The sequence below is a fragment of the Nocardioides sp. YIM B13467 genome, from assembly GCF_042788075.1.
Taxonomy (GTDB): domain Bacteria; phylum Actinomycetota; class Actinomycetes; order Propionibacteriales; family Nocardioidaceae; genus Nocardioides.
In genome coordinates this window covers 32,330-56,160 of the sequence record NZ_JBHZPJ010000001.1, presented here as the reverse complement: position 1 = coordinate 56,160, position 23,831 = coordinate 32,330, and the positions used below count along the sequence as shown (strand labels likewise).

Sequence of the window (23,831 nt, the reverse complement as noted above, 5' to 3'; positions counted from 1 at the left end):
CTCCGATGTGTGGCCTTCGTCCCTGTGTCCGGCGCCGTCGGCGCGTGACGATCGCTGTATGTAGGCGAGGTGCGCAGCGCGGCCGCGCAGTGGGACTTCGCCCGGAGGACAGGAGCCGACAATGATGGGTTACGGATACGGCATGGGCGCCGCGGGCTGGATCGCCATGACCATCTTCTGGGTCGGGCTGATCACCTTGGTCATCTGGGTCATCGCCCGCGTCCTGCCGACCGGAGGCGCCTGGGGCGACTCCACACCACGACGGGGCGGAGCACCCACGGAGAGCGCCGAGGACATCTTGGACCGACGGTTCGCCTCCGGGGAGCTGGACGAGGAGACGTACCGGTCGATGCGCGCCACCCTGCGCTCCTCCGGGACCACCGGGAGCGAGCCCCGGTGATGCGTACGGTCAAGACGCTGTGGGTGCCGCTGGTCGCCCTGCTCGCGATGCTCGCCTCCGGCGCCTGGCTGGTCATCCAGGATGACGACAGCGGGCGCGGGTTCGGCCCGTGGGGCGGAACGGGTATGCCGATGATGGGCGGCTCGGCCGAGTCGGGGTGGTTGGCCGGCGACCGCGACCCGGTGGACGACCTGGCCGAGGCACGGGAGCGAGCCGAGGACTTTGCCGAGACGCTGGGGTCGGGGCTGCGTGTGGGCGAGGTGATGCGGTTCGCCAACAACTACTACGCCGAGCTCGAGGAGTCCGACGGGGCCAAGGCCACCGAGGTGCTGGTCGACCCGTCGACCGGGGCCGTACAGCTCGAGTTCGGGCCGGCCATGATGTGGAACACCCGCTACGGGATGATGGCCCGGCCCAGTGGCCCCGTACGGCTCGACGCCGAGCAGGCCCGGGCCGCCGCACAGGCGTGGGCCGAGGAGCACGGACTCGCGGTCGCCGAAGCCGAGGCTTTTCCCGGTTACTACACCCTGCACACGCTCCAGGACGGCCGCATCGAGGGGATGCTCTCGGTGAACGCCGTCACCGGCGCCGTCTGGTACCACAGCTGGCACGGGGAGTTCCGGGAGATGTCCGAAGGCGCGTAGCCGCACCTTCGAGTTCGACTGCTCGTCGGACGAACGACCACCAGCAGTGGCGCCGATGAACGCCCGGAGCGCAGACCTGGAACGGGCTTCTTCCGTTCGGTCAGTGGCCGAGGATGCGGCTCAGCCAGGTGCCGTTCGGGTCCTTGGGATCGGCGGAATGTCCGGCGCACCACTGGCCGGAGGGTACGGATGCCTTGACCTGGGCGACGTGGCGGCCGCAGCCGGCCCAGGTGGTCTTCTTGCACTTCTTGCAGCGGACGGGGCGACACATTGTTCGGTTCCTGCTTCTGTGGTTCTGGTCGGTGGTCAGGCGGGAGGTTCGCCGGCGTCGAGGGCGTCGACGAACTCGCAGAACGCGTCGAAGGCTCGCGCGCCGTGGATGGTGGCGGGACCGCCGTGCATGAGGAAGGTGACGCCGATGGCCTCGGCTGCCTCCTGAGGGCTCGCGCCGGCGCGAGCGGCGGCCTGGCCGTGGGAGGCGATGCAGCCATCGCAGCCCTCGACCACGCCGATCGCGAAGGCGATCAGCTCCTTCGTCTTGCGGTCGAGCGCACCATCGGCGAAGGCCGCCTTGGAGAGCCCGCCCCAGCCTTTGTAGACGTCGGGGATGGCACTGCGTAGCTCCTGGTGGAGCGGCCCCAGGTCCCGCAGGACGCTCTTGCCGTGGGGCGAGGCATGGTCAGTAGTGGTGGTCATGATGGCTCCTTTCGGCCGCGGTGGAGGAGGTGTCTCTCCTCAGAATCGTAACCCCCCGGGGGGTTACACTTAAGACGGTAGCATAACCCCCCGGGGGGTTATAGAATCGCTGAAGACGAAGGAGAACCAATGACCAGCTTCACTCTCAGTGCCACCGTCCCCGCGTCGTACGCGGAGACCTTGGCGCGCGTGCGAGACCTGCTCGGCGACGCCGGGTTCGGCGTCCTCACCGAAATCGACCTGAAGGCGACCCTGCACGCCAAGCTCGGTGTAGACATCCCGCAGCAGGTGATCCTCGGAGCCTGCATGCCCCAGCTCGCGCATCGCGCACTCGAGGCCGACCCGCGGATCGCGACGATGCTGCCGTGCAACGTCGTGGTCGCTGCCCAGGGCGAGGAGACCCGGGTGGAGATCTTCGACCCGGCTGCGATGACCTCGTTCAGCTCGGACGCCGGCGTCGCCGAGGTCGCGGCGGACGCGCGTCAGCGCCTCACTGGCATGTTGGAAGCACTCACTGGAGAGAAGAAGGACGACGATGCAGCTCGAGCCTGACGAGATCAAGGCCGTCATCACCCGACTCAAGCGGGCCAACGGACACCTCGCGTCCGTGATCCGGATGCTCGAGGAGGGCTCGGAGTGTGAAGACGCGCTGACCCAGCTCGCGGCGGTCAACAAGGCGGTCAGCCGAGGCGGCTACGCGCTGGTCGCCACCGGGCTGGAGAAGTGCCTCGCCGACGGCGGGCGCGACAGTGTCGACACCAAGAAGATGGAGAAGCTCTTCCTCGCTCTTGCCTGATCGGCGGGCCGATCACTGTCCACAGGCGAGCTTCGGGACAGGGTTATCCACAGGTCGGTGATAGGCGCTGGCGGGGTGTAGAGATCCGGGGTCTGCTGGGGTCATGCCCAAACGAAAGAAGCGTGAGAAGTCACCTCGCCCACCGAACAGGCCCGGGGATCCGCGGCGGCGGTCGTTCGCGGAGAAGGTCGTCGACAGTCCCTATTGGCCCGCGATGTTCGCGGTGAACGACGCCGAGGCTCGCGGGGATGTGAAGTCGGCCCTGGAGATCATCCACACGACCAGCGACCAGCTCGACAAGGAGCAGTTCTGGCATCCGTCGCGCCTCGAGCGGCTGGAACAGCTGCGGCTGCTCGAGGCGCTGATGCCGAGGTGGGCGCATTCGCGATGGATCGTGGCGCAGGCGCTGCAGAGCACCCACGCGCGCAACCAGTGGCGGATGTCGAAGGCGATCCGTGTCGCGCTGGACGTCCGTGGTGGCCCCGACCCCGGACGTGACCGGGAGGACGACCGGATCCAGATCTTGGATCGCGACTGGGTCTACCGGCAGACCTTCCTCTACGAGCTCGGCGGGCTCGAGGCGTTCCTGCGCCACAACGCATCCGGCGACCTCATCGCCGGTGCCGACCGGATCTGGGAGTGGGTGCGGGCGCCGATGCGTGGCCTACGGCTGCGGGGGCACGAGCCGCGACACCTGCTCTGGGAGGATCCGAGGACCGGAGAGCAGCTGACCACGATCAACATCGGTGCTGGTCTGCTCGTCGACGACGGGGAGTGCGTGATCGGCCGGATCGTGCCGATCGACGACGGCCTGATGTTCGAGACGGCGCCACTGCGGGTGCCTGAGGAAGTGGCGTACGCCGTGGCGGATGAGCCGGAGCGGTGGATCGACGCGCTGCGTGACAGGACCGGCAGGCCGGGGCGCGAGCCGGGTGAGATCTGGACCCACCGCGGGCTTCGCGACTACGGCTTGCTCACCGACATTCCGTACGGGCTGGTCAACCTCGCCATGGACGCGGGGCTGCATGCGTTCAGGAATCCGGATGACGATGGGCTGGTCGAGCTCGACGAGCTGTTCAACCATCCTGCCGACTATCCCGCGTGTCTGGCCGCGTGGCTGATGCGACCGGAGACGATCACGGCGCTCGGTTCGGGCACGCCGCCCGATGGTCTTGCCGCGCTCGGCGGGTTCGCCGAATTCGTCCACGAGCCGGCCGCGAGCCTGATCCGCGACCTGGCCGACCACCACGAGGAGGCTGCCTGACACTCCGCGAGGCCTCTCGCCCCGACCTGGAGTTTGGCTTAGTTTGATTCCAGTCGAGACCGTGGGGGTCGCAATGGCAGCATCGCAGGCGACGTCGGACGCCGAGCCTCCGCTGAGCCGGCGCCGGATCAATCTCATCTTCGGCACCGTGCTCCTCGGCATGCTGCTCGCGGCGCTCGACCAGACGATCGTGTCGACTGCGCTGCCGACGATCGTGGCCGACGTCGGAGGTGCCGGCCACCTGTCCTGGGTGGTGTCCTCCTACCTCCTGGCCGAGACTGTGGCGACCGTGCTTGCCGGCAAGTTCGGCGACCTCTTCGGCCGCAAGCTGATGCTGCAGGTCTCCGCCGGGCTCTTCATCCTCGCCTCGGCCGCGTGCGGGTTCGCGACCGACATGGCCTGGCTGATCGGCGCTCGAGCCGTACAGGGCATCGGTGCCGGTGGCCTGATGGTGACCGCGACGGCGTTGATCGGCGACATCATCCCGCTGCGCGAGCGAGGGAAGTACCAGGGCGCGCTCGGGGCGGTCTTCGGTGCCACCACCGTGCTCGGGCCACTCCTCGGCGGTCTCTTCACCGACCATCTCTCCTGGCGCTGGGCGTTCTACATCAACCTGCCGCTGGGCATCGCCGTGATCGCGATCGCCAGCCTCACGCTGCCGCAGATCGCCCGCGGCAAGCGACCCTCGATCGACTATCTCGGCATCCTCTTCGTCGGCCTCGGCGCCTCGATGCTGACGCTGGCCGTCAGCTGGGGCGGGACCGAGTACGCCTGGGGATCGGCGACCATCATCGGTCTGTTCATTGGCTCGGCGGTCGCGTTCGCGATCTTCGTCTGGGTCGAGTCGCGGGCGCTCTCCCCGATCCTGCCGTTGCGGCTGTTCCGGGACCGGGTGTTCACGGTCAGCGTCGTGCTCTCGTTCATCGTCGGCTTCGCGATGCTCGGCGCGATGACCTACCTGCCGACCTACATGCAGTACGTCCACGGCGTCTCCGCGACGTCGTCCGGGATCCGGACCCTGCCGATGGTCATCGGTCTGCTGGTGACATCGACAGTGGCGGGTTCGATCGTGGGCCGGACGGGCCGCTACAAGATCTTCCCGGTCGCTGGTGCCCTGATCATGGCGCTGGGGCTCTATCTGCTCTCGACCATGGACGCCGACACCAGCACCCTGATGATGTCGCTGTTCCTGCTGATCATGGGCATGGGTGTCGGCTTGAGCATGCAGATCCTGACGATCATCGTTCAGAACACCGCGGCCTACGAGGACCTCGGCGTCGCGACCTCCGGCGTGACCTTCTTCCGGACGATGGGCAGCTCGTTCGGCGCCTCGATCATGGGAACCGTCTATGCCAACGGGCTCGCCGACCGACTCCCCGCCGCCCTCGCCGCGGCCGGAGTCTCCGCGGACGAAGTCGCGACACCAGCCCTTCTGCACGCGTTGCCCGAGGCTCAGAGCGCACCGATCATCGGGGCCTATGCGGAGACGCTGCAGATCGTCTTCCTCGCCGCGGTCCCTGTCGCCGGGCTGGCATTCGTGGTCGCGCTCCTCCTCAAGGAAGTGCCCCTACGCGGCACCTCGAGGGCTGCCGCGACCGACACGGGCGACGGCTTCGCGATGCCCAACTCCTCCGACAGCGCGATGCGCCTCGATGTCGCCGTCGCCCAGCTCATCCGGCGCCAGCCGCCGGAGACCTTCACCATGCTCCGGGAGTCGGCGGTCGATCTCGACGCGGCGACCGCGTGGTGCGTACGCCAGATCGGGATCCGCGAGTGGGTCGGCGGCGAGACCTCGCTGGTCGCGATCGGCCACCGCCTCGGGATGCCGGGCGCGGTGCTGGCGCCAGCGTTCGCCACCGCCGCGGCGGAGGGCTACCTCCACGGCGACGAGACGGCGTACGCCCTGACGGAGGCGGGCAGGGAGGAGCTCGCCAAGCTGGTCGCGGCGTTCAAGGAGTGGCTGGCCACCGAGCTCTCCGACTGGGGTGCTGACGACGCCAAGCTCGACGAGGCGCTCGCGGTGCTCTCCCGCAAGTTCGTGGAGGGCGAGCAGGACGTGCGGAGCCCGGCCGAGACCGCCGCATAGGGCTTTTTGCTTTCGGCGTGTTTGAAATCGGCGAGAGCGGGTAGGACGAAGGCATGAGTGACGACGACATGCACGTCAATCCCGACGATCTCAGGTCCATCAAGAACACCCTCGACACCGCCGGCGGCGACCTCTTCAAGCAGGCCAAGCCGCTGCAGAAGACACCTGACGTCGGGGAGTCGTCCTCCGAGGTCGCGACGGCACTGGCGTCGCTGGCGGCGGCCGTCGGAGGGATGGCGGAAGGTCTCGGGTCACTCAGCGACGGCGTACAGAACGCTCTCGACCACGCGACCACCGCCGATCACGGGGCCGGCGACGCGGGCCGGCGCCAGGAGCAGAGGGTGAGGGGCAACTGATGCCTGAGGCGATGGACACGAAGGTCTACGGCGACGCGTCGGCGGCGCAGACCGCGGCGGACGCGTGCACGACCGCCAAGGACGCGGTCGGTGACGCGCTCGACGACCTCGGCAAGGCGATCAAGACCGCCGGCTCGTGGAAGGGACAGGCGGGCGCCGCCTTCGAGTCGAAGGCGGAGAAGCGCAAGAGCGACCTGCGCCAGCTCGAGTCGCGCATCGAGGCCATGGGCAAGGGCCTCTCCACCTTCTCGGGCGACCTCAAGGCGGTCGAGACGAAGATGTCGACGATCCGCACCGAGGCCAGCGGCGCGGGGCTCACGGTCAGCGGCACCATGATCTCGCCGCCGACCGACCCTGGCGAGGACGCGTCCGAGGGCGACGTCAACGCCCACAACACCAAGGTCGAGAAGTGGAACGACCTGGTCAGCCGGGTCGAGACGGCTCGTAAGGACGAGGACAACGCCCACGAGGACCTCGGCAAGGCGATCTCGAAGTCGACCGGCGACGGCTGGATCGAGGACCGCCTCGAGGACCTGGGCCTGTTGCCGAAAGACTTCTCCGACGGCATGCAGATCGGTGCGTACGCCCTGGGGCTGGCCGGTCTGGGAGCCGGTGCCGGCGTCGACTGGATGGTGAAGAGCCGCTACGGCACGTTCCAGCCGCGGGTGAACGGCCGGTTCGCCAGCCCGTCGAGCCTGACGAAGCTGGAGCGCGCCGCGAAGGTGCTCAGCGACAAGAACTGGCACGCGAAGGCCAACAAGGCAGCCGTACGCGGCAAGTGGCTGACCGCGGGCAAGTGGGCGACCCGGGCCGGCTGGGTGGTCACGGCCGGCACCTCGGCGTGGGAGCAGTGGCAGAAGGACGCCGACGACCCGTCGCTGTCGACGACGGAGCGGGTGAGCCGCACGGTGAGCACCTCCGCGATCACGACCGCGGGCGCCGCGGGTGGAGCCTGGGCCGGCGCTCAGGCCGGTGCCGCGATCGGCAGCATCTTCCCCGGTCCGGGCACGGTGATCGGCGGTGTCGTCGGTGGCGTGATCGGTGGTGCGATCGGCTCCGGGCTGGCCGGCAAGGCCGCTGACTTCGTGGTCGACGAGGCTGGTGAGCTCGGTGAGGCCGTGGTCGACGGGGTCAGCGACTTCGCGGAGGGCGCCGGCGAGGTAGCCTCCGATGTCGGCGACGCCATCACCTTCTGGGACTAGGACCGCAATGATCTGGGCCGCACTCATCCTCGTCGCCGGCGTCGTCGGCGCCGGGGTCAGCATCTGGCAACATCTCGGGCTCTCCGCTCGTGCCCGTTCCTGGGCGACCGCGTGGAACCGCGGCGGTGTGGGCGAGGACGTCGTACTCATCCATCTGCCCTGCATCTCCGCGCTGGCCATCACCGGCTCGACGGCGTTCGGGCTGGTGCCGGAGCAGACCGCGGCATGGACGGTCATCGGTGGGCTCTTCCTGCTCACCTGCCTCGTCTATCCGCTGCTGGTCATCGTGCCCACCCCGTCGTTCATCAAGCCGAAGTGGTATCGCGAGTCGCGCCCGAAGAAGAAGCGCACCGCAGGAAAGAAGTGACCATGTCTGATCAGACGACGATGACGCTCCCGCAAGGCTGGGAGAGCGTCGAGCCACCCGAGGGCGTACGTTTCCTGGCGCTCGCGCCCGCGAGCGGCACCTTCCGCTCCAACCTCACGGTGACCGCCCAGACCAACGGCGAGCTGGGGTTCCGCGACTGGCAGGTCGGATCGGAGATGGCGTTCACCGAGATGATGCCGGGCTACACGCCGATCGACCTCGGGCGTCTCACGATCGCCGGGCAGGAGGCGGGGCGGCGGCTGGCGATGTACGACGGGCCGGGCGGCTCCGCGCTGACCATGGAGCAGTGGTTCGTGGCGATCGACGGAGTCGGCCACACCCTGACCGCTACCGTGCCGACCAGCGACTATGCGACGTGGGCCGCCCAGATCGACGCCGCTGCCGCGACCTGGAGCCCGGCATGAGCGCGGCGGCGACGGAGGTCGTCTGGATCCTCGCCGGCCCGGGCGGGCGTCTCGAGCACCGCGCCGCGGTCGACCCCACGGGCATCCACCTCGAGCTCGGCGTCGACGGCACCCGTACGCAGCCTCTCGACCTCCCGCGAGGTCACCTGGTCCCGAGCCTGGTGCGCACGCTGAAGATCCGCCCGGTCAAGGGCGCGGCCGGGTCGGTGCGTCCGTTCCCGACCGCCCGGATGGCCGAGCTGTTGGGTGAGGACCAGGACGCTCGCGACGTGGTTCTGAAGGAGCTCGGTGCCCGCACCGCCTGGTCGATCATGGTCGGCCCGTGGCAGCTCGCCGGCATCAACGGCCCCGACGGCCTCCATCTCGCGCTGGAGGACAGGCTCACGCCGATGACCAACACCGCCTTCTACCGCATGCTCTGCCAGCAGCTCGGCGCCTACTGATCCCTGCGGATACCAAGCGTCGAGAAGTCGGCGCCGAGGATGCGGAAGGCGTCGACGAGGAGCCCGGCGACGAGCGCTGCCTCGGTCCGCGGAACGGTGCGCCAGTAGTGCGGCACGGCCGGCGCCGGGGCGATCGGGTCCGTCTCGTCGGGGGTCAACCAGCCGGCCGCGCGAAGCGCCTCATGCTGCTCGACGGAGGCCTCCCAGGTGCCGCCGATGTGCTGCGTACCCACGAACTCCGCGTAGAGAACCGAGTCCACGCACAGGACCTGCCCCCAGCGAGACGGCGAGGCGGGCCGTGACACCTTCGACCTGAGCCGGGCCAGAAAGCCTGTCGGCTCCGGCGCCGGCGGCGAGGGCTCAGCGATGATCACGAACTCCTGCTGCCCGAGACCGGCGAGCTCGGCGGTGATCCGTTCCTGCCACTGCGTTGCGTCCACCGGTCCATCCAACCAGGGCGGGAGAGAGCAGCGTTACCGGCGCGTTCACACACAAGGGGTTGTCACGCGATCGCGGCACTGGTTGCATCTGTGCACCCGCTTCCCCCACGAACAAGGGACCCCCACCATGACTCTCGGGAAACGACTCACGCGCAAGCTCGCCCTCGCGCTTCCGCTCGCCGCACTCCTCTCCCTCGTTCCGGCGGCCGCCTGGGCCGCCCCGCCCCCGGCGCTGCCGGCCTCGGCCCCGGAGGGCGACCGCACCTGGCAGCCGGCCCTCGACTTCGACACCGATGGCTGTTACAGCACCCCGGCGATCGGACCGGACGGCACGCTCAACGGCGGCCTGGCGATGGGCGGCACGGTCAACGGCCAGTGCCGTGACCTCTCCGACCTGCAGAACACCAACGTCTACTCCCGCTCGAAGTGCAACAACGGCTGGTGTGCCTACCTCTACGGCTACTACTTCGAGAAGGACCAGGTCTCGTGGGGCCCCGGCTCGGCCGGCCACCGGCACGACTGGGAGCACATCATCGTGTGGGTGCAGGACAATCACGCGAGGTTCATGTCCGTCTCCCAGCACTCCGGCTATCAGATCAAGCCCGAGGCGGAACTGCAGTTCGAGGGCGGTACGCACCCCAAGGCCGTCTATCACAAGGATGGCGGCAGCACCCACTGCTTCCGCTTCCCCAAGACCGGTGGCGGAGACGAGCCGCCCGAGAACCACGAGGGTGTCTGGCAGGTCAAGGGCCTGGTCGGCTGGGACAACTACCCGGCCGGCATCCGCGACCGCCTCGTCGCGGCCGACTTCGGCGCCGCCACGTTCAAGCTCACCGACGCGCGCTTCGGCGACGCGCTGGCGGGCGGGAAGCCGGCCGGGGTCTCCCTCGACCCCTACGCCTGAGCCGGCCGGCTCCCCACTTCTCGCAGGTCAGGTGGCCTGCGAGAAGTCGAACAGCGCGATCGGGGCCGAGGTCGGTTCGTCGGAGCCTCCCTCGGGCTCGACGGTGATCCCGGCGGCACTCGCGTCCCCGGCATCACCCTCCAGGACGACGGTCTGGTCACTGCCGGCGGGCATCAGACCGGCGGGGACCATGACGTCGTCGTGCTGGAGCCAGAGCTCGTAGACCTTGCCGTCCGGCGCGGCCGGCATGTCGGAGGTGACCAGCACCGCCCTGTTCTCCGAGACCGATCGGACCACCCGCGCCCGGGCGTCGCCGGGCAGGTCGACGGCCACGGTCGTGGCGTCCTTCGCGTTCAGAACCCGTTCCGCGGTCGTCATGGTCTGGCTGGAGTCGTCGCGGATCAGCTCGACGGCGGTGACCGTTCCGGTGCCGACGACGGCCAGCACCGCGGCCGCGGCGGCGAACGTACGCCAACCGAACCGTCGACGTCCGGCCGGCACGTCCGAGGGCTCAGGAGCCTCGTCGGCCCTGTGCTTCGGCGTGGTCTCGGGCGGAAGCGGCCGGATCTCCTTGATACCGGCGAGCAGACGGTCGCGCAGCTCCGGCGGAGGTGCGGTGTCGGTCAGGCTGCCGAGCATCCAGGCGCTCTCGCGCAGGCTGGCGACCTCGTCGCGGCAGTCCGCGCAGGCGGCGAGATGTTCCTCGAAGCGGATGCGCTCGATGTCGTCGAGGGCGTCCACCGCGTATGCGCCGGAGAGGGCGTGAATGTCTTGCGCGTTCATCTGCTCACTCCCATCGCGTCGCGCAACCGGATCAGTCCGTCCCGGATACGGGTCTTTGCAGTGCCTATCGGCAGGTCCAGCATGGCGGCGACCTCAGTGTGGGTGTAACCGCCGAAGTACGCCAGTTGTAGCGCCTCCCGTTGAACTGCCGTCAGGGTTTCGAGGGCGGCATGGACGCGGCGAGCCTCCAAGGAGGTCTCCACGGCCTCGGCCGTCGTGTCATGGGGCGGGGTCTGGGTGGTCCCGTGGTAGGCCGTGTCGTTGCGGCCGGCTGACTCCGCGGACCGGACCCGGTCGACGGCACGACGATGCGCCAGTGTCAGCAGCCACGAATGGGCGCTGCCCAGGTTCTCGTCGTACCGGCTGGCGGTGCGCCACACCTGGAGGTACGCCTCCTGAGTGACCTCCTCCGCCTGAGCCGGGTCTCGGACCACCCGCAGCACCAGTCCGTGCACGCGGGCGGCGGTCGCGTCGTAGAGGGCGGCGAAGGCGGCCTCGTCGCCTCGGGCGACGCGACGGAGGAGCTCGGCAAGCCCCGGGGACCCGGCTCCCTCCGGCGACGAGTCGCCGGAGGGAACTGAGCTGAGCGGTCTCATGTGTCGATCCTCGCGGATGTCCGGTCCGATGTCCCGATCAGGGCATCAGGACGGTGTCGACGACGTACACCGTGGCGTTGGCGGTCGGGATGTTGCCGCACAGCACCTTGGCGTTCTCCTTGCCCACGGTGAACTCCTCGCCCTCGCCCTCGACGGTGATCATGTCGCCGGCCAGGGTCTCGTGCTCACCAGCGACCTCGTCCGGGCTGAGCTGGCCCGCCACGACGTGGTGGGTGAGGACCTTGGTCAGCGTGTCCTTGTCGGCCAGCACGGCGTCCAGGTCGGCCTTCGGGATCTTCGCGAAGGCGTCGTCGGTCGGGGCGAAGACGGTCAGCGCGTCGGCGCTGTTGAGGGTGTCGACGAGCTCGGCCTGGCCGACGGCCGAGACCAGCGTCTTGAGCAGCGGGTTGGCGCTCGCCGCGGAGGCGACCGGCGCGGTCGCCATGCCGTTGAACGAGCCGGCACCATCGGCGGGGATCAGCTTGCAGCCTTCGCCGAAGGTCTGCGCACCGGCCTCCATGTCCTCGGACTCCTCAGGCGCGGCCTCGGTCGACTCGGAGGTGCTGGACCCGCCTTCGCTGCCGGACGCGGTGTCCTCGGAACCACATGCCGAGAGACCGAGACCCAGCAGGAGCGCCATGGACGCGGCGACGCTGCCGGTGCGGGTGATCGTGTTGAGCTTCATTGGGAGAGCCTTTCGAGGGTTGGTCTCTTGCTGTCATGAGGGCTTCGGCACGGTGGCCGAATCGGATTTCGCCAATTTGTGATCAGGTGACGGTGACGACGATTTCCTGGATGCCGCTGGACCCGTCGGGAAACGGGGTGGCCCGTTCCCCGCTCTGCACGTTGCCGCCGCGGTCGGTGACACGAACGGCCAGCTGGTGGCTCCCGGGCTCGGCGTCCCAGGGCATGAACCACTGGCGCCAGTAGTCGATCCCGGCGTCCGGGCCGAGCTCGGCCGGCTGCCAGCGGCCGCCGTCGATGCGTACGTCGACCTTGGCGACGCCATGGTGCTGGGCCCAGGCGACACCGCCGATCACGGTGCGGCCGCCCTCGATGTTGCTCAGCGGGCGGGGCGTGTCGATCCGGCTGGACAGCTTGATCGGGGCATCGATGGCCCAGTCTCGGTCGGTCCAGTAGGCGGTCGCCTCGTCATAGCGGGTCAGGGTCAGCTTGGTGACCCACTTGGTGGCGCCGACGTACCCGTAGAGGCCGGGCACCACCAGCCTGGCCGGGAAGCCGTGGGTGCGGGGGAGGACCTCGCCGTTCATGCCGAGGGCGACCATCGCGTTGCGGCCGTCCATCACGGCCTCGAGTGGGGTGCTGATCGTGAAGCCCTCGACGTCGGTCGAGAGGATCTGGTCGGCGTGGGTGCCGACTCCTGCCTCCTCGAGCAGCTCCTGGAGAGGTACGCCGGTCCAGCGCGCTGCGCCGACGAGCTTGCCGCCGACCTCGTTGGAGACGCAGGTCAGGGTGATGTCGTGCTCGACGTTCTCCCGCGCGCGCAGGTCGTCGTAGCTGAAGGTGAGCTCGCGGTCGACGTCACCGTCGATGGTCAGCGACCAGCTGTTCTGGTCGACGATCGGGACGGCCAGCTTGGTGTCGACCCGGTAGAAGTCACGGTTGCGGGTGATGAACCGGGAGATCCCCTGGTGTGTTTCCTCCAGCCCTGCCGGGAGCGCCGGCAGCGGGTCGCGGACCCGCGGCAGCATGATGTCGGCGAGCGCCGTACGCCCCCGCACGATCAGCTGCCCGCCCGTCGCGGCCGCGGCGGCGAGCAGGGCGAGGGCCCCGAACCCGATCAGTACGCTGCGACGGGTGGCCGCGCCTTCGTTCGGGGCGTCACGCCGGTGAGTCGGCGTGCGCTCGACGGTCAGGGCCCGGGTCAGCAGCACCAGTACGACGGGTCCGAGGACGAGCGCCACCACCGTAGGCACGAGGTCGGCGACCTCGAAGAGCGGCTGGCGGACCACGGCGACTCCGGCGAGCAGGACCAGGCCGGCCATGAGTCCGACGCCGAGTCGCAGCCGTCTGCGGGCGACGACGCCGATCGCGGCGGCGAACGCGATCGTGACCAGCAGCACGCTGCCGATCAGGATCGGCTTGTCCGCGCTGCCGAGCTCGCGCACCGCCCACTCCTTGACCGGCGTGGGCGTCGCGTCGATGACGGCCGTGCTGACGGCGAGGGCGGGTGACGAGGCCGGGGTGAGCAGCGCAGCGGTGAGGTGCGCGGCGGACATTCCAGCCACTCCGGCGAGCACACCGGCGGCGGCATGGGCGAGGGTGTGGCGATCCAGGTGTCTCATAGCGGGAGTTCGCGCCCGCGCCCGGATCGGATTTCAGTCGGAGTCGCGCATCTTGGCGAGCCTGGCCCGCAGGCCGGGTTCCCGATGCGCATTGGCACGCAGCCCGACGTAGGTGTCGCCGTAGACCCAGAGCAGTGCGTCGTCGAGCCGCCGCACCGCGCCCGGCGGATAGCGGTAGTCCATCCGCGCCATGAGGGTCTCCTCGTCGACCGAGCGCAACGCGTCGCCGAGCTCGGTCAGCGAGGTGATGCCGAGCTCGAGGATGACGCCGGAGATCCACCCGTAGTGGTCGGTTCGCGACCACCCGGCGTCGGCGTACTGGCCGGCCAGGAACGCCGCCAGCTCCCGGGGGCTGATCCGCGGGTCGTCGTCGGGAGCCTCCGTGCTGGCGGCGGTCGCGCCCTCCCGGAGCCGGTCCCTGATCGTGGAGAACTCGCGGTCGGCGAGCTCGAGCAGGCCGGCGGCGAGCGTGAACCGCCGGTCGAAGTCGGGCACGTGCTCGCTGGGGATGGTGCCCTTGTAGCGGATGTCGTGCTCGAACTCGGCCCAGGCGTGCTGCAGCACGGTGCGGATCTGGATCTGCGCCTGGCGGCCTCGCAACAGCTCGTACGCTGCCTGGCCCTCGCGCGCGGGGTCGAGACTGACCAGCAGGTGGCGGCTGGCGTACCCGAACCGGCCCTCGCTCGCGGTCTCCTCGCCCATGTCGCGGTCGTCGTGGACCACCACCTGGTCGTCGAGGAGGTCGGCAACGGCCTGGACGTCACTGTGGACGTAGGTGATCACCCGCAGCCCGATCTGGTCGGTGATCTGGCGGAGCGGGTCGGTGAAGACCTGCCGTCCGTCGACGGTACGAGCCGCCTTGGCCGCGAACGACGCGACCGACTTCGCGCGCGAGGTCACGGTGAGGTAGTTGATGCCCGCGTCGTCGAGGATCGAGGTCACCAGCTGTACGTACTGGTCGGCTGCTTCTTGCAGAGTCGGCTGCATCGCGGCGTACTCACGGACCGCGGTCGCGGTGTCGTGGATCCTGGCCCCGGCTCGCCCGCGGGGTGTCGGGCGGAGGTCGTCGGGCAGCGTCGGAGTGACGATGTAGCCGGTGGCGAAGTCTCCGTACGTGGTGGTCCGGTCCGGTGCGCGGGTCGCGAACAGGCCGATGTAGGCGCTCAGCACCGCGTCGACCTGGTCCTCGACCACTCGCAGATCGCTCTTGCGTACCGCGTTCTCGGCGGCCGTTCGCAGGGCGTGCCAGGACGGGTTGTCGAGCAGCAGCGGCGGATCGGCGCTCGCGAGCCCCTCGAGCAGGCCGAACAACATGATCAGCTCGGCGCGGAGCTGGTCGATGTCACGCCCTGACTTGTTCTTGTACTTCAGTGTCCGGCCCAGGCGGAAGAGGGCCACCGTCGCGGGGTGGGGGTAGACCTCGATCGCCCGGCGCCGCCGACCGGACCGGGGGTTCATGTCGAGCCCGAGCCGTGCCGCGATCCGGGCGCCTCGAGGTTGCTCGCTGAACTCCGGCTTGCTGGTGTTGGAGGGGTGCGCGCCGGCGTCGAAGCGAGCGAAGTCCTTGTTGAGCGCGGCCTCGGCCGGACGGTTTCCGGTGGGGTTGGTGACGATCAGGGGAGCATCGATCGCGACGAGACAGTCGTCGACGTAGGGCTCGAGGGCGGCGACGATCTCGTCGTCGGTCTTGGCGGCAGAGACGTGCACGAGGCGGCCATCCTCGTCCAGGACGGCCAGGCCGGTGGGCCTGCGCACGCCCCAGGCGAGGTCGACTCCGAGGAAGTACATGGGGCCAGACTGCCCGCCCAAGAGGCGCGGGTCTAACCCCCGGGCCGTCAGCGAGTCGCCTGCACGATCGTGATCGGACCGAATCGGTGGTCGATGTGGTCGACCTCGCGGGCGTCGGTGAACCCGGCGTCGGTCAGCAGGTCGACGATCCCGTTGCCGAGGTTGCGCTCGGTGTAGGCGTTCATCCCGCGGTGCCGGTGGCCCTCATGGCCGTGTCCCTTTCCGTGCCCGCCGTGCCCGTGGTCGGGGGCGCCGAAGTCGACGATGGTGAGCCGGCCGCCGGGCCGGAGGATCCGGTGGGCCTCACGTCCGAACCCCTCGCGCCCGGCGTCGTCGACGTGGTGCAGCGCGAGCGAGGAGACGACGTGGTCGACGCTGCCGTCCTCGGGCAGCAACCGGTCGGCGTACCCCTGCACCAGCGAGATACGTACGCCCCGACGACCCGCCTTCCGAGCGGCGATCTGCAGCGCGCCGGCGTCGGGGTCGTGCCCGGTGACGACGGCTCCCGGGACGGCGCGAAGCACCGAGAAGGAGAGGTTGCCGGTGCCGCAGCCGACGTCGAGCACGCTCTGGCCAGACTCGATGCCGGCGAGCTCGACCGTCCGTTCGTGGAGGGCGCGCACGCGGGCGAACCGGGTGAAGAGGTCGTAGAGGGGGAGGAGCCAGGTGCGGCCCATGCCGGGGAGGAACGGGCGGTCCCGTTCGCCCTCGGCGCGGCCGTCGATGATCTGTATGGTGGTCATACATCCACGATGGGACATTCTGCGGATCAGCGGTGGGAGGGAAGTCGGTCACCATGGGACGTTCTTCGGATCCGACCTCGACTCTCGCGCGTGCCGTACGCACCGTCCGCGCCGACGGCACTCCGGTCTATGCCTGGGACCAGGGTCCCGGCCTGCCTCCGGTCAGAGTCGTCCCCCTCGATCCCGACTGCGACGTCGACCACCTGCCTCCCGACAACCGGCACGCTCACGACTTCTGGGTGCTGGCCTATGTCGAGCGCGGCGGAGGGGCCGTCGGCCTCGACGGCAAACAGGTGGCGCTGCGTGACGGCGAGATCCACGCGGTGGCTCCCGGCGAGGTCGTGGCCGCCGAGTCGCTCGCCGAGCTCACCCACGCCCGGGCCTGGTCGGTGGCGTTCACCCCCGACGCCATCCCCTCCCTCGCCTCCATCTCCCCGCTCACCTGGGCCCACCACCCGCTGCTAGCCCTCTTCGCCGCCGACGGCCGCCGCGGCCTGGTTCCCGAGGCCGAGCGCCCGCGCTGGCGGGCGTGGCTCACCGAGCTCACCGACGAGCTGCGCCACCCCGAACGCCTCGGCTCCCACGACGCCGTGACCGCGATCCTGACGAACCTCCTCGTCGCCTCCGCCCGCCTGGCACTGAGCGCTCCCATCGCCCCGGACCCACTGGTCACCCGCGTCTTCGACGAGATCGAGCGGACGTACGCCACCAAGGTCTCCGCCGGCGACCTCGCCCGCACCCTGGGCTACACCCCGGGCCACCTCACCACCGTCATCCGCCAACGCACCGGCCGCACCCTCCTCGACTGGCTCACCGAGCGTCGCCTCACCGAAGCCCGCCGCCTCCTGCGCGAAACCGACCTCCCGCTCTCGGTCATCTCCACCCGCACTGGCCTCACCGACCCCGGCTACCTGGTACGCCGCTTCAAGTCCCGCTACGGCACCACCCCCGACCGCTGGCGCCGTGAGGTGTAAGCAGGAGGCGAGCAGCAGAACTGGCGCCCGTGCGTACCTCAAAATGGGCATGAACGGCAATGACTATGCACGATTTCGCACGAGGATGTCGGGGCGGAAAGTAATGTCGGGAACTGTGACAGAGGTCGACATCGCGATGCCGATAACCGAAGGCTGCAGCAACCAGGCCGTTACCAATGTGGCCCCTCAGGACATTGACTGTCGCAGTGACGTGGCGGCGTCACGTATCACTGGTGGCGTGTGGACCCATTATTGGGCGAGGAGGCCGAATCGGTCGCAATCCCCACGTATGCTGGATCTGGTTGACCTCGTTAAACCTTGAGTAACCGAAATCGAGAACCGAACGATTGGTGCAGGAATTGGCGCAGATTGAAAGGCGAGATGTCCTGCGAGTGCCTGTAGCATTTCAGGTACTTGGACTATTTGGAGAACTGAATCATATCTTGGAGTTCCCGATCGGGCAGGAGTTCTTGATTCTGTATGGCCCCAATGGTGTGGGGAAAACAAAAACTCTGGAAATCATAAGCGCGCTTCTTCGGTGTGACGCGATCAAGATTTCATCCATTCCGTTTAGTCGTGCTCGTGTGCTTATGAGTGACGGTTTGAGTATCACCGCGCATCGTCGCAGGCGTCGAGACAATGATGTGGTCGACTTCACAATCTCAAGGTCTGGCGAAAGTCTCCATGAGTGGGAGTACATGCCTGAGCGCGAGCAGATGCAGCGCAGAGACTCGGAGGCGGAATTCTGGAACAGCCCATCCCCTGGGATCTGGGTTGATGAACGCGACGGCGAGATCCTGGAAGAGGACGAGTTTATTGCACGTTATCCATTCTATCGTGGGGCTATCGTCCCGGAGCCTTTCAAGGAGTTCGTCGGGCAGGTTGAGGTAACGCTGATCGAGACGCAGCGCTTGCTTTCAAGGCGACGGGATACGCGCGCGCGAAGGCGCCTTCCGGAAGGTCTCGGTGATGCTGCAGTATCTCGATACTCGCACGACCTACGGAATCGTCTTCGGAGCGCTCTGGCATCTAATTCGAGGGCTACTGCTCGGCTCGATAGAAGTTTTCCGCGAAGGATTCTGCGAACCCCCTCCGAAGTTACGATTAGTGAAGATGAAATTCGCGCCCGGCATGTTGCTCTTAATGAGAAGAGAGCGCGGTTGGCGAATTTTTCGCTAATCATGCCGGAAGCCGAGGTAAATCTTCCGAGACGGGAGTTGAAGGATTGGGAGACAGTGGTTCTTGGTACCTACATTGAGGACACTGAGAGCAAGCTTCAAACCTTTGATGATCTGCTCGAGCGTTTGGAACTTCTCGTAGACATCATCAATTCGCGATTCTTGCGGAAAAGGATCGAGGTCAGCCTCGACGAGGGCCTGAGAATCCAGACGACCGGTGGCGAGAGGATTCGTCCTGAAGAGTTGTCCTCGGGGGAGCAGCACGAGTTGATCATGTTCTATGACCTAATCTTCAACGTCGCCGCAGGTGGTCTGGTCCTAATTGATGAACCAGAGATCTCATTGCATGTCTCGTGGCAGCGCAGATTCTTAGATGACATTCTTCGGGTTGCCAATATCACCTCTGCTCGAATCATTGTGGCAACCCATTCGCCGATGATTCTCGGAAAGTGGAGAAGTTATACGGTCGAAATGGGACCGTCTTTCGGAGAGTTGGAGGACGGGAGGGGTGTTAGGCGGTGACGTCGATGACAGGTGAAGAGCTCGTCAATCTCCTGGTAATGGAACGCCAATTGGACGGACGGCTTGTCTTCGTCGTAGAAGGAACCGAGGACTGTCGCCTTCTCGACATGCACCTGAATCAGGGTGATTGTCGGACTGAATGTGCGGGAAGCAAGACCGCCGTTCTCGAAGCTGCGGCTGAACTGATAGCAGAGAGAATCGATTGGGCGCTCTGTATGGTTGACGCGGATTTCTCCAAACTTGACGGCGCCGCTACTGCGTTCCCATCGAACGTGGTTATTACAGATCAGTACGATTTGGTAGTTGATGCGTTGATTGCCAGCCCGCGGGTAGTCGAGACGATTGCCATCAATCACGGTGTTAGGCCTTCGCATCCACTACGTCGATCGAGTTCGTACTCAATCTGGGAGATCGTGTCCTCGGTTTCGCTGCATGCTGGCGCACTACGTCACGTTGTTGTGTGTGGCGAGTACGATATTTCGGTGCGCAATCTGACCTTCGGTGGTGTAAGTGCTGGGATAGTGCGCCACAGAGAGTTGATTGGCGAGATTGCCGTCCAGAGATCGGGTGGGCGTTTAGACATAGGACTAGTCGCCAATCGAATAGACCTTGAGATTTCGCAGGTTTCGCCACCAGAGTCGCTTCTGTGTTCACACGACATTGCATCTGCGCTATCAGCTGTTGTTGAGGAACATGGGGGGCGAGGGTCGCGCAGAGAGATTGAGCATTCCTTGCGTCAGGCGATCACTTGCGAGACGTTCTTCTCTTTGCGAGTAGTGAAGGAACTGAGTTCCTGGGCGGCGGGAAGAGCGATGCGAGCATTTACATGTGAAGTGTCCGCAGCATAATTGGGACTTGTCCCTCATGCTGGTGTGCCAGTCTCCGTGTTCTGGGATGGCCGGCCGTGCCGAGACCACCGCCGCCGTCGTCAGTCTCGGCTCCCCGGCGCCGATGATGGTCACGCGCTCGTCACGGTCACTGACGGATGCGGGTGCGGTGTCGCTCACGGTGCCTTAATGCGTCCATCAGGCTGACTCGGGGGCTACCTCGGCGAGCTGCTGGCGCAGCCAGTTTGGAACGTCGCCGTCGTCTTGCGGAAAGTCGCGAACGTCGATGGCGTAGTTGAACGCACGGACGGGCATGCTCCATCGGGACTCGCCGTCGTAGTTGAACGTTGCGCGCACGTCGGCGTGGCCGTCGCCGAGGTCAGTGATGGTCCATTGGGCTGACATCCAGGTGCCGGCGCCGGGTGTGTACATGACCTTGCGGAGTTCGTTGAGGAGGTCATCGACCTCGAACGGGACTCTTGCGGACTTGTCGAGGGTGCCGTCGGGTCGTTCGACGATGAGTTCGTGCTCGGACAGCATGGAGAGGGCGCTGCGGTTGAAGGTCAGCTTGCGCCAGGGACCGGTCAGCCCGGTCGGTATGAGCGCAGAGATCTCACCGATCAGCGCGCGCTGCCGATTCATGTGTGGCGGATCTTGTCAAGACCGTTGGCGGAGAAGGTCTGGAGCATGCCGTGGACAACGGCGTCGGCGTCCCAACCGTCGGGCGCTGAAAGATAGGAGCCGCCGGCCACGTGCTGTGATGCGATGCCGTGAGTTGCGGCATCGACGTGGCCGACGCTGTCTGCGATCCAGGTGCGGTAGCCGACCGGGATCGACCAACCGCCTCGGCGCGCTGTCATGAGTGTTTCTTCATCGCGGAAGGCCAATGCGGCCGGTTCCCATGCCTCGATCGTTGAGATCGCGATGTCATCCACGACCCGAGCGGTGAACGCGTCCGTCTGGGTGGGCCGCACCTCGACAGTGAGGTGATTGTTCGGGCCACGACGACCGGCGACGCGCCCGCCGCACATGTAGCGCATCGTCACGTCGGCCTTTGTGCCTTCGGCGTGGAGGCTGAAGACATAGCCGTAGGCTGCATCGACGTTGCCTTCGTCGTCCCTGACTGGATGTGCAGCAACGAGAGCCGCAAGATCGCCGTCCCATGGTGCACCACTTGAGATCGTCCACGCCGCAGCACCGACGAAGTTGCCGATCGCGTTCGTATGGCGCTTGGCGCGCGCTGCGATCGTCTCGGGCGATTCGTCTCGAGGAAGCCAGCCTGCCCAGACGTGCGCGTCTCGCGCCGCCCAGGCCACCAGGTCGTCCACCGTCTGGGTCATATCTCTGGAGTGTAGATGACTTCGATTTCGAAGATGCCTTGCTGCGCGAGGAGCGTGCGCATCTTGTTCGCGGAGAACTCGTCCGAGACGTGCCATTCCAGCTCGGCGTCCTCTGGCAGCACGTCGAGCTGCCGATTCGCCTCCGAAACGAGGCTGTCAGCCATGCTGATTGCGATCTTTGAGTCTGGTTTGAAGACCATCACTCGATAGCCGCGCTTGGCCTCGAGGAAGACCTCCCGGCGGTCCTCACCCCGTTGCGTATGCCCGTCGAACTTCACCGTGGAGCCTGTCTCTGGGTTCGGCAGGTGATACTCGGGGATGTGGCCAGACGGAGTTCGCTGGACGCCGGTGATCTGCTCCTGATAGCCCATCCACGGCTTGTACGGCCCTCGGTTGACCGCACGCCACCCGGGCGTTGAATCGCCTGGCTGGAACGTCGTTGCCGGAAGGTGCGCCGGCGCATCTCCAGGCAGGTACGCGTCTCCTGAGGTGTAGGTCGCCGCCCGGCTGGCATCGAAAGTGTCCTTCTTGAATTGACGAACCGGTGAAGACGGTGCTGAAGCGATTGACGACTGCGAAGATGGTGGCAATGCCGGAACTGGCGCCGACAGCGCTGGCAGTTGGCCGCCGTGCGCGGTCGGCCCGACTGCTGATTGACCTGGAATCGCCTGCGGCTGCCGACCAGATGTGGCTACGGCGGGAGGTTCTTCTGGTGGAGGCGGGAGGTAGGGAGCGGCCTGGCGACGCCAGCCGGTGGCCATCCCCCAGGCGAACCCGGCAGCGCCCCAGATATGTCCGACCCCGTAGGCAGCGGGACGTGTGAAGCGCCAAGCGACGTAGGTGAGGACTGCGCAGACGGCGAGCTTGAGGGTGTAGTGAACCTGGCCGTTGGTCAGAACTGCGCTGAAGAACCGGAGCAGGCACAGGGCCACGACGAAGTAGATCGGCCCCATGACCAGTGGGCCGATCACGCGATGCAACCAGCCCACTGCCAGGTCGCGGGTGCGATCGAACATGAACAGGATCCCGGCGGCCGGCGCGAACGGGACGATGAGGCGGATGAGCACGAACGCGAGCAGGATCGCCAACCCAGCGATCAGCAGGTAGCCGCAGGTCACGATCACCGCGACCAGGTTGACCAGACCGGCAGTGACCCTCTGACCCCAGTGCTCGCCCGTGAAGTATTCGTACGCGACCGAGTCTTCACGGTCGATCTGCTCGGCGATCGTCTTGAACGCGTCTTGCTTCTCCTCGACGATCGCCTTGCCCTCGCCTTCGGGGTCGGACCGGTAGGTCTCGTATTCGTCGAAGGTGAAGTGGGTCGCCCGGAACAGGTCTGGTCCGTGCTCGCGGGCCGTGGCAGAGTCGGCGTCGCCCAGGGCGCCGGTGAGCCAGGTGCGGTACTGGGTGGAACGTACGACCTCGTCCATCTGGCCGTTGATCGCCGCTACTGCTGGATTCTCGCCGGGTGCTGGGTGGTCCTCGAACCCCGTCGCTATCAGCGTGACCGCGTTGCGTACGCCGTCATCGACCAGGCGGACCGACTCGGCGGGGTAGGAGATCAGCAGGGTCGTCCCAAGCATTACGACACCAGCCCATGCGACAGCGGTTGCAGATCCGGCGATGTGTCCGGTGCGTGCGCGCCAGATCGCGGTTGCGGCGACGAGGAGAACGGCGATGGTGATCCATGGGCGCCAGACGCCTTCGGTGACTGCACGGGTGGCATCGACGACCGGATTGTCGAGAGCCTGGACAGGAGAGTCTGGGTCGACAACGGCAGCCAGCAGCGCGTGGGTCCAGTTCGGAATCGCGCCGGAGACTTGGAGCAGGATGTTCCCGATCGCCGTCCCCGCCCCGGCCACGAACTGGCCCGTGCACCCGTTGTCGTAGGTCCACAGTTGCGGAGTCGTGCCGTAGGTCGCTTCCAGGGTCACGCCGTCGTCGTCGAAAGGATCACCGTCCTTCGGGCTCTCGCCGAGCTGGACGATCCACGACCCCGCGCCGTGCGGGGAGGCAGGGATGGGCGCATCGTCGTTGTTGCACGCATCGAGACCCGCCGCGCCCGCCGGCGAGCCGGCGACGACCGATCCGATGACGACGAAGGTCAGGGCGAGCAACGTCACGAGCAGACGCGATCGCCCGCCGTGTCGGCGTATTCGAAGCGGTGCCCGACCACCCAACTTCATGTCCCCCGATGCTCCCGAAACCAAACAGCAGTTTCGCCCACGGTGCCGAGGGCTGCCACCGTTTACCGAGTAGCCAGCTAGACCTCGGTCGATGGAGCGAAGTAGTCGCCGAGCATCTCGGTGACCCAAGCCGGCTGGTGAGTCTCTCCGCGCGGGCCGAACTCGGCGAACCATGGCTTCACGTCGATGACCGGGGTGCCATCGACGGCGTCGAGGTCTTCGACGTGGAGGTCGAGGCCGTCGACCTTGATGAGCTTGCAGCGGGAGATACCGAGCCAGTTGCGGCGGCGCATGTTGCGGTGTCCGATGTTGCCGACCTCGGGCCAGGCCGGGTTCTCGCGGGCACGGCGCAGGCCGAGGTTGAGGTCGGTCTGGTCGGTGAGGTGGAAGAAGAAGACGACTTCGAGGTGGGAGAACTCCTCGAGACCCTGGGTCGCCTCGACCGGGTACAGGTCGGGGTCGAGGCGGATGATCGCCTGGGTGCCACCCCAGTAGTCATCGGTGGGATCGGTGCGGCCGCCGACGATCTGGGCGATCGGGGTCATGGGGATGGGTTCCACGGATG

Annotated in this window: 28 protein-coding genes; 15 read left to right on the top strand and 13 right to left on the bottom strand. The window is 67.2% G+C overall.

From position 1 onward, the window contains the following. Positions 1-121: 121 nt before the first annotated feature. The gene (locus tag ACFX43_RS00290; RefSeq protein WP_378815682.1) at positions 122-400 is read left to right on the top strand and encodes an SHOCT domain-containing protein; all 279 of its coding nucleotides are present in this window, start codon (positions 122-124) and stop codon (positions 398-400) included. Beyond that, positions 400-1,044 carry a hypothetical protein gene (locus tag ACFX43_RS00285; RefSeq protein WP_378815681.1) on the top strand — a complete coding sequence of 215 codons (645 nt, stop codon included), beginning with the start codon at positions 400-402 and terminating at the stop codon, positions 1,042-1,044. The genes ACFX43_RS00290 and ACFX43_RS00285 overlap by 1 nt, the downstream gene beginning before the upstream one ends. A 100-nt stretch (positions 1,045-1,144) precedes the next feature. Here the strand turns inward: ACFX43_RS00285 and ACFX43_RS00280 are convergent, their stop codons facing one another. Both ACFX43_RS00280 and ACFX43_RS00275 read right to left on the bottom strand, forming a co-directional pair. Continuing rightward, positions 1,145-1,315, bottom strand: coding sequence for a hypothetical protein (locus ACFX43_RS00280; RefSeq protein ID WP_378815679.1), 171 nt, complete (start codon positions 1,313-1,315; stop codon positions 1,145-1,147). 35 nt (positions 1,316-1,350) lie between these two features. Then, positions 1,351-1,740: a carboxymuconolactone decarboxylase family protein gene (locus ACFX43_RS00275; RefSeq protein ID WP_378815677.1), complete on the bottom strand. Its 390-nt coding sequence runs from the start codon at positions 1,738-1,740 to the stop codon at positions 1,351-1,353. A gap of 129 nt (positions 1,741-1,869) precedes the next feature. Here ACFX43_RS00275 and ACFX43_RS00270 point away from each other — a divergent pair, with 129 nt between their 5' ends. The 9 genes from ACFX43_RS00270 (at position 1,870) to ACFX43_RS00230 (ending at position 8,679) form a co-directional block, all read left to right on the top strand. Continuing rightward, positions 1,870-2,292: a DUF302 domain-containing protein gene (locus tag ACFX43_RS00270; RefSeq protein WP_378815675.1), complete on the top strand. Its 423-nt coding sequence runs from the start codon at positions 1,870-1,872 to the stop codon at positions 2,290-2,292. After that, positions 2,276-2,536 carry a metal-sensitive transcriptional regulator gene (locus tag ACFX43_RS00265; RefSeq protein WP_378815673.1) on the top strand — a complete coding sequence of 87 codons (261 nt, stop codon included), beginning with the start codon at positions 2,276-2,278 and terminating at the stop codon, positions 2,534-2,536. The genes ACFX43_RS00270 and ACFX43_RS00265 overlap by 17 nt, the downstream gene beginning before the upstream one ends. A 103-nt stretch (positions 2,537-2,639) precedes the next feature. Continuing rightward, complete coding sequence (locus tag ACFX43_RS00260) at positions 2,640-3,800, top strand: hypothetical protein (RefSeq protein WP_378815671.1); 1,161 nt, start codon at positions 2,640-2,642, stop codon at positions 3,798-3,800. A 73-nt stretch (positions 3,801-3,873) separates the two neighbouring features. Further along, complete coding sequence (locus ACFX43_RS00255) at positions 3,874-5,886, top strand: MDR family MFS transporter (protein WP_378815669.1); 2,013 nt, start codon at positions 3,874-3,876, stop codon at positions 5,884-5,886. Positions 5,887-5,939: 53 nt separating this feature from the next. Beyond that, entirely contained in the window at positions 5,940-6,242 is a 303-nt protein-coding gene (locus tag ACFX43_RS00250; RefSeq protein ID WP_378815667.1) for a hypothetical protein, read from the top strand. Continuing rightward, entirely contained in the window at positions 6,242-7,444 is a 1,203-nt protein-coding gene (locus tag ACFX43_RS00245) for a hypothetical protein (RefSeq protein ID WP_350716524.1), read from the top strand. The genes ACFX43_RS00250 and ACFX43_RS00245 overlap by 1 nt, the downstream gene beginning before the upstream one ends. A gap of 7 nt (positions 7,445-7,451) precedes the next feature. Then, a complete protein-coding gene (locus tag ACFX43_RS00240) occupies positions 7,452-7,811 on the top strand; it encodes a hypothetical protein (RefSeq protein WP_378815665.1) in 360 nt (119 codons plus the stop codon). Between the two features lie 2 nt (positions 7,812-7,813). Then, complete coding sequence (locus ACFX43_RS00235; protein WP_378815663.1) at positions 7,814-8,236, top strand: hypothetical protein; 423 nt, start codon at positions 7,814-7,816, stop codon at positions 8,234-8,236. Then, on the top strand, positions 8,233-8,679 hold the full coding sequence (locus ACFX43_RS00230) for a hypothetical protein (RefSeq protein WP_378815661.1): 447 nt from the start codon (positions 8,233-8,235) through the stop codon (positions 8,677-8,679). The genes ACFX43_RS00235 and ACFX43_RS00230 overlap by 4 nt, the downstream gene beginning before the upstream one ends. Here the strand turns inward: ACFX43_RS00230 and ACFX43_RS00225 are convergent. After that, positions 8,673-9,119, bottom strand: a complete 447-nt coding sequence (locus ACFX43_RS00225) for a hypothetical protein (RefSeq protein ID WP_378815659.1) — start codon at positions 9,117-9,119, stop codon at positions 8,673-8,675. The two genes, ACFX43_RS00230 and ACFX43_RS00225, sit on opposite strands and share 7 nt — an antisense overlap. Positions 9,120-9,246: 127 nt before the next feature. Here ACFX43_RS00225 and ACFX43_RS00220 point away from each other — a divergent pair, with 127 nt between their 5' ends. After that, positions 9,247-10,023 (top strand): NPP1 family protein, encoded by a 777-nt coding sequence (locus ACFX43_RS00220; protein WP_378815657.1) that lies wholly within the window; start codon positions 9,247-9,249, stop codon positions 10,021-10,023. A gap of 27 nt (positions 10,024-10,050) precedes the next feature. Here the strand turns inward: ACFX43_RS00220 and ACFX43_RS00215 are convergent, their stop codons facing one another. The 6 genes from ACFX43_RS00215 to ACFX43_RS00190 form a co-directional block, all read right to left on the bottom strand. Then, the gene (locus ACFX43_RS00215; protein WP_378815655.1) at positions 10,051-10,806 is read right to left on the bottom strand and encodes an anti-sigma factor domain-containing protein; all 756 of its coding nucleotides are present in this window, start codon (positions 10,804-10,806) and stop codon (positions 10,051-10,053) included. After that, positions 10,803-11,402, bottom strand: coding sequence for an ECF RNA polymerase sigma factor SigK (gene sigK / locus ACFX43_RS00210; protein WP_378815653.1), 600 nt, complete (start codon positions 11,400-11,402; stop codon positions 10,803-10,805). Before sigK ends, ACFX43_RS00215 begins: the two co-directional genes overlap by 4 nt. A gap of 37 nt (positions 11,403-11,439) precedes the next feature. Further along, entirely contained in the window at positions 11,440-12,087 is a 648-nt protein-coding gene (locus ACFX43_RS00205; protein ID WP_378815651.1) for a fasciclin domain-containing protein, read from the bottom strand. A gap of 82 nt (positions 12,088-12,169) precedes the next feature. Beyond that, complete coding sequence (locus ACFX43_RS00200) at positions 12,170-13,708, bottom strand: molybdopterin-dependent oxidoreductase (protein WP_378815650.1); 1,539 nt, start codon at positions 13,706-13,708, stop codon at positions 12,170-12,172. A 33-nt stretch (positions 13,709-13,741) separates the two neighbouring features. Then, the gene (locus ACFX43_RS00195; protein ID WP_378815649.1) at positions 13,742-15,496 is read right to left on the bottom strand and encodes a DUF429 domain-containing protein; all 1,755 of its coding nucleotides are present in this window, start codon (positions 15,494-15,496) and stop codon (positions 13,742-13,744) included. A 47-nt stretch (positions 15,497-15,543) separates the two neighbouring features. Continuing rightward, on the bottom strand, positions 15,544-16,239 hold the full coding sequence (locus ACFX43_RS00190; protein WP_378815647.1) for a class I SAM-dependent methyltransferase: 696 nt from the start codon (positions 16,237-16,239) through the stop codon (positions 15,544-15,546). Positions 16,240-16,292: 53 nt separating this feature from the next. On the opposite strand from ACFX43_RS00190, the gene ACFX43_RS00185 reads away from it, so the two are divergent. The 3 genes from ACFX43_RS00185 to ACFX43_RS00175 all read left to right on the top strand — a co-directional run bounded on the left by ACFX43_RS00185 (position 16,293) and on the right by ACFX43_RS00175 (position 19,761). Further along, a complete protein-coding gene (locus ACFX43_RS00185) occupies positions 16,293-17,213 on the top strand; it encodes an AraC family transcriptional regulator (RefSeq protein WP_378815645.1) in 921 nt (306 codons plus the stop codon). Positions 17,214-17,656: 443 nt separating this feature from the next. Continuing rightward, positions 17,657-18,913, top strand: a complete 1,257-nt coding sequence (locus tag ACFX43_RS00180; RefSeq protein ID WP_378815643.1) for an AAA family ATPase — start codon at positions 17,657-17,659, stop codon at positions 18,911-18,913. Continuing rightward, positions 18,910-19,761: a hypothetical protein gene (locus ACFX43_RS00175; RefSeq protein ID WP_378815641.1), complete on the top strand. Its 852-nt coding sequence runs from the start codon at positions 18,910-18,912 to the stop codon at positions 19,759-19,761. The genes ACFX43_RS00180 and ACFX43_RS00175 overlap by 4 nt, the downstream gene beginning before the upstream one ends. A gap of 177 nt (positions 19,762-19,938) precedes the next feature. Here the strand turns inward: ACFX43_RS00175 and ACFX43_RS00170 are convergent, their stop codons facing one another. The 4 genes from ACFX43_RS00170 to ACFX43_RS00155 form a co-directional block, all read right to left on the bottom strand. Further along, a complete protein-coding gene (locus ACFX43_RS00170; RefSeq protein WP_378815640.1) occupies positions 19,939-20,382 on the bottom strand; it encodes an agglutinin cell wall attachment protein in 444 nt (147 codons plus the stop codon). Further along, positions 20,379-21,080: a hypothetical protein gene (locus tag ACFX43_RS00165; protein ID WP_378815638.1), complete on the bottom strand. Its 702-nt coding sequence runs from the start codon at positions 21,078-21,080 to the stop codon at positions 20,379-20,381. The genes ACFX43_RS00170 and ACFX43_RS00165 overlap by 4 nt, the downstream gene beginning before the upstream one ends. Continuing rightward, positions 21,077-23,203 carry a Tox-REase-5 domain-containing protein gene (locus ACFX43_RS00160; RefSeq protein ID WP_378815636.1) on the bottom strand — a complete coding sequence of 709 codons (2,127 nt, stop codon included), beginning with the start codon at positions 23,201-23,203 and terminating at the stop codon, positions 21,077-21,079. The genes ACFX43_RS00165 and ACFX43_RS00160 overlap by 4 nt, the downstream gene beginning before the upstream one ends. Positions 23,204-23,343: 140 nt before the next feature. Further along, a complete protein-coding gene (locus tag ACFX43_RS00155) occupies positions 23,344-23,826 on the bottom strand; it encodes a TrmO family methyltransferase (RefSeq protein ID WP_378815634.1) in 483 nt (160 codons plus the stop codon). Between the last annotated feature and the right edge of the window lie 5 nt (positions 23,827-23,831).